We start from the raw sequence: 11,422 nt of genomic DNA, 5'->3' as shown, positions 1-11,422 counted from the left end.
CTTCAGCTCATCGACAAGCCCATCCTTGGCGAAAACATCGCGCGGATCACGTMCCGCAAGCAACTGATCCAGTGTGTCCTTCTTGATGACCATGAGCGCCCTCCATCGGCGTCACTATGGCCCCGGACACAAAATCCCTGACAGTCCCGCCGCATGCGTTCGCGCAGCAGGTCCGGATCGAGCACTGCGAACGAAACGATCATGACGATGGCGAGGATTGCCAGATACGTCCAAAAGCCGGGGATGGCGACCGTGCCGGCGCTTGCGAACAACGCGGTGGCCGCAGCCACCACGAACAGGCCTGCCTGCAGGTAAGCCGAGATTGGCATCGGCCATTTTACCATTTCAGAGGGCGCGAAGTGAACGCATGGCCCGACAGCCACCAAGCCCCCTCCTCCCGCCGGACCGCCCCCGCCGTCCCGGTGCGTCTCTTCGTGCTGCGCAAAATACTCCTTCGCGCAGCGCACCGACGAGGTGTCGGCTTCGACTCTCAGCCGACCTTCCGAGCCGGCGGAATGGCTCATGTCCCGTCAATCCCGCCGCTGGGCAAGATCGCCGGCGCCGAAACTCTGCCGTGTTCTGGGTTGGGTTCTGCCCGGCATTATTGTCTACGCGACCCTTTCGGGMATCGAGCAGCGCCGGGCTCTCCCCGGGGCTGCTGTGTCTGCTTAAGCAATTGCTCGTTCGCGTCGCCGCGACGACCGCATAGAGAGACTGATGGTTTCGTCGATCTATTCGGCTCCCGGAGGGTGTAGGTGCTMGTCGCAGATCGCCTCGGTCTCCCGCTCGAACCGCGCTTTCCTCACCGGAACAGCCATCGCTTCCGCCGCCCATAGCGGTCGACATGGTCGGGCACTTCGTGGACAAGCGGTGACCCGCGGCCCGACGACGGGATCAGGATTATCGGCGGCCAGCGCTCGCGAACCGCGTGGATCAGCTTCAAGCTATCCATCGATCCGGGCATCTCTATATCGCAGAAGACGATGCGGATGTCGGGGCGGGCTTTGCCCGGCTCTGCGCGAGGATGGCGCAACCTCTGGCTAGATCGCGGAACATGCCTGTCTGCTCAACGTTCGCAGCGGCGCGGCTACAACAAGTCCGCCTGGCCGAGGGCTTTTCGGTGGCTGCTCGAAGGCATCGCCGACGGGTGAAACGCTTGAAGCTCTAAGGGCATAAAAGGAAGAAAAGCCGTCGGCCCAAAAGCTTCTCAGTGCGATTCCACCGTGCGACACGAGCCAACTTGCCGCGCTAGTGGACGGTGAGCGGTACGGCAACCAGATTTGCCAAACCGACGTGCTCCGCATGCTCGATGAATTCGGCCATGGCTTCGGTATCAGTCGCAAATGACCTCAACCAAATTGTGGAGGTGCCGCCTTCCAGCTCCAGCGTCCAACCGTCATTCTCGATCCTATAGATGGCGACCTCGACCGTAAGATCACCGACCTGGACGCTGCAAGAAAGGGGGGAGCGGGTAATCCTGCGGTGCTCGTTCATGGCCGTGATTGCTTCCTCTGGCGATAGCAAGCGGCGGGAGTTTCGGGGGCGACGTCGGCTCTCGAATATAATCTAAAGCTGGCAGAAATGAAAAAGGCCAAGCATGAGCTTGGCCTTCCTCGAAGGACTGCTGCGACAATGCCAGTACATCCGTGGTCATCGTCGACGAGGCAGTCTGATTAGGCGGCTTGGAGCTGCTCCGCAGCCATTTTGCCGGACTTGTTGTCCCGGGCGACTTCGAAGCCGAGCTTCTGGCCTTCCGCAAGGTCGCGCATTCCAGCGCGCTCGACGGCGGAGATATGGACGAAGACGTCCTGGCTGCCGTCGTCAGGCTGGATGAAGCCGAAACCCTTGGTGGAGTTGAACCATTTCACTGTGCCGGTGGTCATAAGAAACCCTCCTTTTGGCAAGACCTGTCGCTCGCCAAGCGAGTGCCCGGCGAGTTCAGAACGATTTCGAAAGGGGGAACTTATCAGAAACGCGCTGAGCGCGAAAATAACAACGACCGTCCAAGCAATATCGACAAAAATCAACTTATAGAAAACAACCGATAAGGTCAATCTTTTTGTTAAATCATTTCTCTAGACGCAACATGTGAACTCGGTAATTCGTTTCAAAATATATGCTTTATTTCACATATCGGGGCGAAATTACAAAAAATATCCTTGCGCTTGCCCCATTGCGAGGGGACGCGCGCCGTGGATCCGCCCTCTACCGCTTACGCAAATTCTTGGGATCCGTGACGCCCGCTCCTAACCTACAAGGCGGACGATCGTCTCCGCATTTATGGGCAGCACCATACAAAAGGTCTTCTATCCCGATTTTATGCGGGCTAGGCCCGACCGCATTGTGCTTTGCGACGTAGGTCCGCTTGCGGGCAAGAAGTCGGAGTCGGCTCTTGGCGCGCTCCGTCAGGATTATCGCGTCTTGAGGCTTGAAGGGTCGCCAGAGAGCCAAATGACGTCTTGGTCCGGAAAGAGTCATACCTCGCTGCGCGATGTGCCATGACAGGCCTTTTCGGCTGTCGACAGCTCTCGGAGCGAAAGCGGGTCCACGGATCTTTCCATGGCTATAGCAAAGCCCGACCGGGCTCACATGCTCCTCTTAAGTGACTGATAGCACGTGCCTCGACGTCATTGGAAACTATTCGCCCCCCAAGGGACCAAGCGGCCGGCTTAAGAACGGGCGTAGGCTGCCGGCAGCCTGCGACAGCCGGCTCGGGGCTGGCTTTGCCGAAGAGAAAGCCTTGATCTCGAACCAGGCTGCGGCCGCGGGCTGGCGGGAGGGGGCGCCAAGTCCGGCAAGCCGGCGTCAGTGGCGAAATGCCCTCGCGGCGAACCCTCATGAATGGATAAGGGTATGGCGCCCTAACGAATTTCTAATTGTAACATGAACAATTCTTTTCAATTATACGCAACAACCATGGCTGGCGCCAGTTAAGTCGGTTCACAGCCGAAAGCTCTCCATGACAAAGACMGTCGTTCTTGTCGTCGAAGACGAGCCCATTATCCGCATGAATGCGGTCGCACTGATCGAAGACGCGGGCTACGACGCCATCGAAGCGGCCAACGCTGACGATGCCATCCTTCTTCTGGAGACGCGGCCCGACATCCGTGTCGTGTTCTCCGATATAGAGATGCCCGGGTCTATGGACGGCCTGAAGCTGCTCCATGCTATCCGCGAGCGATGGCCTCCGGTCGTTCTCATCCTTGCATCGGGCCGCGTATCGCCCTTGGCCGACGAAATGCCCTCCGGCACCGTCTTCTTACGGAAGCCATATGCCGAGACCTCAGTCCTCGATGCCATTCAAAGGGCCGATACCCGGGCGAATCCGACGCAGACGTGTTGAACGGCCTTTGGACGTCGGTCGGCGATGCGATCGGTCTCCACACTGTCGTTTCGGAAGGAGCTGCAGGAAGCTTCAGGCCGATGGAGCCCAACCGTAGGTCGCAAGCACAGCCCCGTAGAAACAGCCGGACGCCGCGAGGACGAAGACGTGCCAGATGGCGTTCTGAAACGGAAGGCTCCGCCAGACGTGGAACAGGACGCCCACCGTGTAGAGAACGCCGCCCGCCAGCATGAGCCACAAGGTGACCGCCGGAAACTGCGCAACGCGCTCCCAAACGATCACGCCGCTCCAACCGAGGCAGAGATAGAGCACGATCGAAACGCGATCGAACCGGCCCGGCAGAGCAAGCTTGAGCAGGACGCCGGCGAGCGACGTGATCCATACGGCAGCCAACAGGGATTGCGCCACGACGGCTTCGCCGAGCTTCATCAGGAAGGGGGTGTAGGTACCGGCAATCAAGACGTAGATGGCTGAATGATCAAAGCGTCGCAGCAGCCACTTCATGGGCGAGACCGGCCACATGTTGTAGAGGGCGGAAACGCTGAGAACGGCAATCAACGCAGCGCTGTAGATCCCGACAGAAACCAGATCGGACAGCGAAGCCGTCGCGAGCACCCTTGCGATCAGGATGGCGACCGCACCCAGCCCCAAGGCGATGCCCAGCACATGGACGACGCCGTCGGCCCAAAGCTCGGCGCGGGTGAATTCGAAGCGCCCATGCGTTGGTTCGCGCATGTCAGATTCCTTCAAGCCTTGTCAGGAGATCGGGAGAAATCGGCCTGCTCGCCCACGCCATCGAAGCGGGACATCTCCTATCGCCGGGACAAGCGCCTGACATTCAAGCGCACTTTGGAGCGATACGCACGCACGATTCCGATGGGAGGCGCCCCTGCCGCGAGGCTCGAAAAAGCCTGCTGGGCCGCCGCCAGTTTCTCGGTCACCATCAACTGCGCCTCGCGACCAGCGGCAGATCCACCGGCTGACAGCCTGATGGTGCGCAGCCATATGGCCTGCTGCGCTTCGGCGGCGAGCATCGAGAGCTCGTAGAAAATCTTGAACATCGGAGCCTGCCCCMTCGCAAAGAAGCTCAAGCCGGGCGCAGGCAGAATGTTCCGTCGCTCTGGTGGCCTTCAGCAGATATCCGGCACGATCGCCTGCGCGATCTCCGGCAGGTGCAGCGCCGACCGCGTGAGTAGAGCCCCGCTCGCCTGGGGGGCCCTGAGGCGCATTCAGCCCGTCCCGGCGTCAACGTCCTTGCGCGGCTTGGTCGAGGGCAGCGCGCCGGCCCCCGGCGTCGCGTCATGGTTCGTCGAGCCCTCCGTCACATGGGGGCCTGCCGCGGGCATCGTCTTGTCGGGCTTCCCGACGGGCTTCTTGTCCGTGCCTTCAATCCTTGCACGGGCGCGGTCGAATTCGCTGTCTGGTTTCTTGGCGGGGGTCATCGAACTGTCCTTTTTGATCGAACACGGATTTCGGCCGGCATCGACGCGGTGAATCGCGGGCCATCGCTCCCGKGGAAGCGGAGGTAAACGCCGTGCATGCGGCGTTATTCCCTGTGCGATCGTTCGATGTGTTGTCGCGCCGGCAGATCGATCGACGCTGCCCTGTCTGGGCCTCGTTCGAGGCGATGCCAGGCCGGGTTCATGGGGTGTTMCGAGCCGCCTCTCATCTTAACCCGGCAGCGGCCCCGGATGTTCCGGGATTCCGCAATCGCAACGCAGCAAGCTGCCCCAAGCCTGCGGAGCACGGGAAGGCTCGCTGCGCATCCAAACGGTCAAAGCCCCCTCTCCTGCCGGGGCTTCAGGCTCCAGGTTGCGAAGCTCGTGACGTTTGGCGAGCAGCCGCTGCGTCTCTCCGCGCTGCGCGAACGGACATGACAGCCCGGAGATGGAGACGCAGGCGCGCTTCGATGCGCCTATCCTCCCGTATTCTGGACGATGCCCGCCTGTGGCCGAAGCGCGCCTTGTGCAGCCACTCGCTATTTGACGCGCTCGACAGTCCAGCCCGCCCGGCTGATCTCGGCTTGCGCCATCGGCGTGAGCGTGCCGTTGGTCACCAGCACCGGAGCCTTTCCATCGCCAGGGTTCACAGACGAGACCTTGCCGAACAGGCCCGCGACAGTCTCGGTCCAGGCGATCTCGTCGAGCGGGAAAAGGGCCAGCAGACGGCCGTCCTTCAAGCGGTTCAGCGGGAAGCCGCCAACCCCGACGAACGGGCCGATGCCGAGAGCCTTGGCGTTGGACGCGAGCAGCAGGGCGCGGCTGCGCTGGAAATAGGCCTCTTCACGCGTCGTTGCCTCAGCCGCCTTCGCCACGAAGAGTGCGTTTCCGCCGACCTTGAGCGAGGCCAGAGCCTTTGTGATCAGCAGCAGGTCGGTCGGCGTATAGGATCGGTTCTGGACGAAGCGCTCCGCCAGTGCGCGAGAGACCTTCATGCGCGTCAGCATGCCGATCACCTGTTCCACGATCTGGGTCGAGGTGCGTTCGGCCAGAGTTGCCCGAACGCTATCGACGGTCGTCGTGGAACTGATGGCGACACCGGCGCCCCCCGGGATCGCCAGCATCATGCCCCTGACGGAAAGCCCGCCCATCGCGCTGGCTGCGGCAATGTCGTTCAGCTTGGCGGCCAGCGGCGGGAAATCGGTATAAGGATCGACGCCCAACTGGACGGCCAGCGCCCGTCGCGCTGCATCGACGCCCAGAATACTGCCGGCAATGCTGTCGCGGTTGGCGCTGGTGTTGGCGATGCCGGTTCCAATCCGGCTGAACATGTTGGCGACACCTGAAGCGGATTTCTTCAGCGTCTCCGCTGGCGAGGTGATGAGGTCGGCGCCGAAGCGCAGGGGAGCAGCGGCTTGCCGCTCGAGCGACTTCACGAAAGCATCCGATGCGGACATTTCGTTCAGCTTGCGAAGGGCCGACAATTCGCGGATCCGCTCACGCATCAATCCTTCGCCGGCTATGTCAAAAGTGCCGAATGCGGTCTTGAGCACAAAGAGCCGCAGCAGGCCGTCGCTGTGCACCTCGGGGTCGACGCGATAATTCGGACCGGAGGCCTGCGCGCCAAGCACTGAAGCAGCGCTGACCGTTGGCGGGGTTTCGAAGGCAGCGGCGAGGCCTGATCCGAAGACGGTCAGAACAAGCCCGAGGAGAGCGCCAAACGGCCTGGCGCCGCGCCGCAAAGCGCGCCCCTGGGCCCAATCCGAAACCAATAGCCAGACGCATGAAAAGGCCCCCCGGAGCGATTGCTCGACGGCGACATTACGCACGTCCTGCCCCTGCCCGTCGAGACCGTGGGCAGCAACGCCATAGGTGTCGAGGAGGGCCTCGAAGCGGTGGTCCGCKGGCTGAAGGCCCAGCTTGCCGGGAGATTGCAGTCGCCGGGCCAGACCTGGCGCAAGTTCTGGCCAATGCTGGCGACGGCGAAGACGAATAGCGGCGGGGCAGCGGACATACCAAGGAGACGTTTGATCCGTCTGCTCGGCCTCTTTACGACGCAGCATCAAGGAAAGGCAGATTTACCTCAGCGCGCAATCCGCTACGATCACAAGCTAGGAAAGTCGCCGGGATACTGGTCTTGCTCTTGCGCTCTGCCGTCGTTTTTCTGCTCTTGTTCCCGCAACCAATCCGGGCGGACGATGAAGCCGAGCAACGGTTGGGAAGGGCAATAGATCGGGCGAAGCAAGAAGCGGCAACTCTGATCAAGAATGTCCTCCGCGACCATGTCCCGGATCAGCAGCCCTGTATCTTTGCGAAACAATGGTCCAGTCGCGCTGTCTATGTGACCTTCGCCCAACAGTATCTTGGCTTGAGCTTTTATGCAGACGTCAGCGCGCCTCACACCGGCACCGCGCCTTCTGACATTATCGACCCCGCCGGGCTGACACGGGGCCATTTCTGCTCCGAAGCGGAAGCCAATGAAATGTGGAGCCAACGACTGGCTAACCTTAGAAGAAGAGCGCCTCCAGCCGACACTGAACAGAGCTATCAGCAGCCTGCGATCAGCATAAGGCGCGTTGATATCTCAATGCCTGTCTTCGATGCCGGCTACAGCACTGCCATTGTCGTCGTTTCGTCGATGGAGCGATCTGCCAGAGTGCAAATTGATAAAGTCAAGCAGTCAATCCCAACGGGATTCGGACAATCATTCGTCTATCGCAAGGATAGCGGAGAGTGGACCCTGATCCACTCCACGCTAGATTATACCATTAACTGAGTCGGCTTTACCTGTTTCGATCAGTGGGGAGCGGACCTCGCAATTGACGTAGGCCGCCCAACTTGGCCTTTTCTGGCTGATCGTTTCGTGAGGCTCGCTCCTATGGCCAAGCGCCCCATACCTCATCCTACGCTCTCAACCGCTCGCCTGCGCTTGCGCCAGTTTCGCGCCGATGATGCGGACGAGATGCACACGTGCTTCGCCGATCCCGAGACAATGCGCTTCTGGAACCAGCCCGTTTACACAAAGCGGGTCGAAACCGAGCGCTCGGTGCGCAATTTCATCGATTGCACGCCATCCTACTATCGATTTTKGGCKGTGGCCGACGGAGCAAATGATCGATGTCTGGGGCTGGTCAATTACCACGATGGTCACATTCGGAGCAGGCGCGCCAGCATTGGCTATATGATTAACCCMACTCGGCATCGGCAGGGTCTGGCCGCAGAGGCAGTTACGGCCATGCTTGACTTCTGTTTTGCCGAACTTGGCCTGCACCGCATTCAAGCCTTTATCCATCCGGACAACAGCGCCTCGATCGGGCTGGTCGAGAAACTGGGCTTCAGCCGCGAAGGGGTGCTGCGAGATAATCTGCGTGTGGGTGATGTTTGGCGCAACGATCTGCTCTACGCCCTCCTTTCTACCGAGTGGCGCAATTGATGACGTGCATAAGTGATGACGTGCGTAGGGTGATGCCGAAGATCGGTTGATTGTTCTGGCCTGCTCCATGCTCGAAGTGAGATCCGCAACGGGGCGCCAGCCGCCGCTGTACGCCCCGCCTGCGCGTGCCCGGTTCCGGGCACGGCGCCAACAGCCGCTCCTGCCGCGAGGCCTCGAGGCGGTGGTCCGCTGGCTGAAGGCCCGGCTTGCCCCGAGATTGCAGTCGCCGGGCCAGACCTGGCGCAAGTTCTGGCCAATGCTGGCGACGTCGAAGACGAATAGCGGCGCCGTATCCGCTTCTGCTGTTTCAGAAGCGGATCGTGTCTCTGCCTGAAAGTTCAGGCTGATATGGTGATGGCAACCTTTCCGCGATGCTGCCCGCTGCGCAGCCGGTCGAACGCGTCCTGCGCCGCCTCGAAGGCAAAAATCTCGTCGATGAGCGGCTTGACCCCAGTCGCCATCGCGGCTTTCAGATTGGCGACAGAGCCAACGTAAACTCCGCGGAGATCGATAGCCTTCATCAGGATTGCGCCAGTGTTGATCTCGCCCGCGACGCCGGTGAGAACGCCAACGAGCGCAATTTCGCCCCCGGGCCGAGCTGCCAACAGCGCCTGGTTCAAGGTACCGGAGCCGCCAACCTCGACCACGAAGTCGACGCCCTCTCCGCCGGCCATGCCTGCGGCAACCTCCCCCCAATTCGCTGTGGTGCGGTAGTTGATCGTCGCTTCCGCGCCCAGCTTGCGGGCCCAGGCCAACTTCTCGTTGGAACTGGAGGTGACTATCACACGCGCCCCGGCGGCTCGGGCGAACTGCAGCGCGAAGGTCGACACGCCGCCGGTGCCTTGTATCAGAACGCTATCACCGGGGCGCAAGCCGCGGCCGCCGAACAAGCAGTTCCAGGCCGTAACGCCCGCGCAAGGGTATGCTGCAGCCTCTTCGAAGCTCCAGGCATCAGGGAATGGGACCGCAGCGGCAGCCGGCAGGACGATCTGCTCGGCGAGCACGCCATCAACGAATCCGCCGCCGAGCGCGGTCGCCTGCTTGCGGGCCGAGAACGAGCCGTCCAGCCAGCCAGGCATGAAGCCGAGCACGACGCGCTCGCCAATCCGATCGCGAGACACGCCATCTCCAACCTGGGTCACGATGCCGGCGCCGTCGGAAAGCGGGACGAGATCGTGCTTCTGGTCCCCAGGATAGCGTCCTTCCCTGACGATCAGATCCCGATAGTTGAGCGTGGCCGCCTTGAGGTCGACGAGCACCTCTCCTGGGCCCGCCGTCGGTGCGACGTCCTCGTGCAGCGTCAGGGGGGCGTTCGTTCCGTTCATTCGATAAGCGCGCAATGCCGTCTCCTTGGGCTGTGTTGGCGCGCTAGACCTAGGCAGGTAAGGACATATTCGTAAGTACGATCAAAAGGCACATGTACTATCATGAATGATACTGTCAGGCAGGCCCGCCGCAAGGCGACCCGGACGGGCTGCGCAGTCGAKGCGACCCTCAGCGTCATGGGTGGAATCTGGAAGCCCGTGCTGGTGTTCCACCTTCTCCAGGGACGATTGCGCTTCAATGCGCTGTGCCGCCTGACGCCGAACGCGACTCCCCGGATGGTGACGATCCAACTCCGCGAGCTCGAGGCCGACGGCGTCGTATGCCGCACCGTCTACCCGGAGGTGCCGCCGCGCGTTGAATACGAATTGAGCGAGTTTGGCCGCACGCTGGAACCCGTTCTGATCAGCTTGCGAAACTGGGGCGAAGCCTTGCAGGCCAGGGACCAAATCGAAGCGGCACGGAGCTGCCCTCCGCGGTGAGGGCGCATTCGGTCGAGGCGGTATCGAGCCATCGTTGAGCGGGCGCTGACATCGCGAATGTCGGAGTTGGCCCATAGCGGACGCTCTTGCGAACGTCGCAACCCCGATGCCATGCTTCCCGACTAGACGCCTGCGGGAGTGAATCGAGGATGCACAGCGGCTCATGCCTTTGTGGTGCGGTCACCTTAACAGTGGCTGGCGGCCTGCTAAATCCTAACTTCTGCCATTGTCGAATGTGCCGCAAGCACTCGGGCCACCACTTCGCGTCCACTGATGTGCCTAGGACTGCCTTGACGATTGTCGGCGAGGAGAAGCTGACGTGGTTTCAATCGTCGGAGAACGTCCGACGCGGCTTCTGCTCGACATGCGGATCGTCTCTCTTCTGGGATCGGTCGGATCGGGGTTGGATCGCCGTGGCAATGGGGGCTTTCGAAGGACCGACAGAGACCACTGCAAATCTGCATATCTACGTCGCCGACAAGGGGGACTACTACGAGATCGCAGACGGCCTGCCGCAATACGACACCGTTCCACCGCGCGACTGAGGTGTTGAGAGCGAACGTCCGGACCCGGCCGACGCTGCCCAACCCGTCTGCGAATGCCCGCTTCCAGGCAAGGCGCCGACATCCGCCTGGCGCGAGGCCGTCTGGAGGCGGTGGTCAGAGGGCTGAAGGCCCAGCGTGCCGGGAGATTGCAGTCGCCGGACCGGAACCGGCGAAGGTCTTGGCCGATGCTGGCGACGGCGAAGACGAATAGCGGCGKGGTTGGCGGAGCTTCAATGCCTCCTCACGCAACCTCGCGTGCCGGGGCCAACGCTGCAATCGTCCATTGTGGATCGCMAGATGATCTCAGTTTTCGATGCGATCCATGGGTTTTTCATGGACGTTCCAAGTCACTGGACCGCGGGTCGTTGTTGCTTATCCCGATCCTGTTCATGTTGATGGGGCTCGACTTCATTCGGCACTACGGGCGAGCAGCCGTACGGGTGCATTTCGGTGCGGTGCGGTGGCTGAATTATCAGGCGACGCAGCAGCAGCGGTCTTGCCGATGAGCGTTGCATATCAGCAATGTCGTCAATGGGTGGTGGTTAGCTGACTCGGACCTGTGATAGTTGCAGACCCATGACTACCGCTTCATCGAACTGGCTCATTCTATGAAATGGGGCTGCGGCTCAACCGGGCTGGCATTGCTGGGCGTGTTGGCGGCAGCGGTATTCGTCGTGAGGAAGACGCCGACATATGCTTACCGGCTAACGGGACTGTCAGGGATTTTGTGTCCGGGGCCATAGTGACGCCGATGGAGGGCGCTCATGGTCATCAAGAAGGACACACTGGATCAGTTGCTTGCGGGACGTGATCCGCGCGATGTTTTCGCCAAGGATGGGCTTGTCGATGAGCTGAAG

The 11,422-nt window shown here is 61.3% G+C and carries 12 protein-coding genes; 5 read left to right on the top strand and 7 right to left on the bottom strand.

Features of this window, described 5'->3' with window-relative positions:
- Positions 1-1,248: 1,248 nt before the first annotated feature.
- Both AC1DIO_RS34520 and AC1DIO_RS34515 read right to left on the bottom strand, forming a co-directional pair.
- Positions 1,249-1,494, bottom strand: a complete 246-nt coding sequence (locus AC1DIO_RS34520) for a hypothetical protein (protein ID WP_441507166.1) — start codon at positions 1,492-1,494, stop codon at positions 1,249-1,251.
- A gap of 179 nt (positions 1,495-1,673) precedes the next feature.
- A complete protein-coding gene (locus AC1DIO_RS34515) occupies positions 1,674-1,883 on the bottom strand; it encodes a cold-shock protein (protein WP_441507165.1) in 210 nt (69 codons plus the stop codon).
- A 1,076-nt stretch (positions 1,884-2,959) separates the two neighbouring features.
- Between AC1DIO_RS34515 and AC1DIO_RS34510 the strand changes: the two genes are divergently transcribed.
- The gene (locus tag AC1DIO_RS34510; protein ID WP_441507164.1) at positions 2,960-3,343 is read left to right on the top strand and encodes a response regulator; all 384 of its coding nucleotides are present in this window, start codon (positions 2,960-2,962) and stop codon (positions 3,341-3,343) included.
- Positions 3,344-3,415: 72 nt separating this feature from the next.
- Here AC1DIO_RS34510 and trhA read toward each other — a convergent pair whose 3' ends face one another.
- The 4 genes from trhA to AC1DIO_RS34490 form a co-directional block, all read right to left on the bottom strand.
- Entirely contained in the window at positions 3,416-4,078 is a 663-nt protein-coding gene (gene trhA / locus AC1DIO_RS34505) for a PAQR family membrane homeostasis protein TrhA (RefSeq protein WP_476768673.1), read from the bottom strand.
- 77 nt (positions 4,079-4,155) lie between these two features.
- On the bottom strand, positions 4,156-4,377 hold the full coding sequence (locus AC1DIO_RS34500) for a hypothetical protein (protein WP_476833034.1): 222 nt from the start codon (positions 4,375-4,377) through the stop codon (positions 4,156-4,158).
- 195 nt (positions 4,378-4,572) lie between these two features.
- A complete protein-coding gene (locus AC1DIO_RS34495; RefSeq protein WP_441507161.1) occupies positions 4,573-4,785 on the bottom strand; it encodes a hypothetical protein in 213 nt (70 codons plus the stop codon).
- Positions 4,786-5,321: 536 nt separating this feature from the next.
- Complete coding sequence (locus AC1DIO_RS34490; RefSeq protein ID WP_476854879.1) at positions 5,322-6,611, bottom strand: hypothetical protein; 1,290 nt, start codon at positions 6,609-6,611, stop codon at positions 5,322-5,324.
- A 308-nt stretch (positions 6,612-6,919) separates the two neighbouring features.
- On the opposite strand from AC1DIO_RS34490, the gene AC1DIO_RS34485 reads away from it, so the two are divergent.
- A complete protein-coding gene (locus AC1DIO_RS34485; RefSeq protein ID WP_476854878.1) occupies positions 6,920-7,558 on the top strand; it encodes a hypothetical protein in 639 nt (212 codons plus the stop codon).
- A 102-nt stretch (positions 7,559-7,660) separates the two neighbouring features.
- On the top strand, positions 7,661-8,215 hold the full coding sequence (locus AC1DIO_RS34480; protein ID WP_476854877.1) for a GNAT family N-acetyltransferase: 555 nt from the start codon (positions 7,661-7,663) through the stop codon (positions 8,213-8,215).
- 338 nt (positions 8,216-8,553) lie between these two features.
- Here the strand turns inward: AC1DIO_RS34480 and AC1DIO_RS34475 are convergent, their stop codons facing one another.
- Positions 8,554-9,555: a zinc-dependent alcohol dehydrogenase family protein gene (locus tag AC1DIO_RS34475; RefSeq protein WP_476854876.1), complete on the bottom strand. Its 1,002-nt coding sequence runs from the start codon at positions 9,553-9,555 to the stop codon at positions 8,554-8,556.
- Between the two features lie 87 nt (positions 9,556-9,642).
- On the opposite strand from AC1DIO_RS34475, the gene AC1DIO_RS34470 reads away from it, so the two are divergent.
- Both AC1DIO_RS34470 and AC1DIO_RS34465 read left to right on the top strand, forming a co-directional pair.
- A complete protein-coding gene (locus AC1DIO_RS34470; RefSeq protein ID WP_476854875.1) occupies positions 9,643-10,020 on the top strand; it encodes a winged helix-turn-helix transcriptional regulator in 378 nt (125 codons plus the stop codon).
- A 149-nt stretch (positions 10,021-10,169) separates the two neighbouring features.
- The gene (locus AC1DIO_RS34465) at positions 10,170-10,565 is read left to right on the top strand and encodes a GFA family protein (protein WP_476854874.1); all 396 of its coding nucleotides are present in this window, start codon (positions 10,170-10,172) and stop codon (positions 10,563-10,565) included.
- The last annotated feature ends 857 nt before the right edge of the window (positions 10,566-11,422 follow it).

This window comes from Allobosea sp. 05T439, from assembly GCF_056396005.1.
Note: the sequence above shows the minus strand (reverse complement) of the source record. Positions and strands in the feature narration are given on the sequence as shown.

Bases quoted from the DNA above. Each gene is read 5' to 3' on its own strand.
- AC1DIO_RS34495 (WP_441507161.1), bottom strand. From the start codon at position 4,785: ATGACCCCCGCCAAGAAACCAGACAGCGAATTCGACCGCGCCCGTGCA.
- AC1DIO_RS34520 (WP_441507166.1), bottom strand. From the start codon at position 1,494: ATGAACGAGCACCGCAGGATTACCCGCTCCCCCCTTTCTTGCAGCGTC.
- AC1DIO_RS34465 (WP_476854874.1), top strand. From the start codon at position 10,170: ATGCACAGCGGCTCATGCCTTTGTGGTGCGGTCACCTTAACAGTGGCT.
- AC1DIO_RS34515 (WP_441507165.1), bottom strand. From the start codon at position 1,883: ATGACCACCGGCACAGTGAAATGGTTCAACTCCACCAAGGGTTTCGGC.
- AC1DIO_RS34500 (WP_476833034.1), bottom strand. From the start codon at position 4,377: ATGCTCGCCGCCGAAGCGCAGCAGGCCATATGGCTGCGCACCATCAGG.
- trhA (WP_476768673.1), bottom strand. From the start codon at position 4,078: ATGCGCGAACCAACGCATGGGCGCTTCGAATTCACCCGCGCCGAGCTT.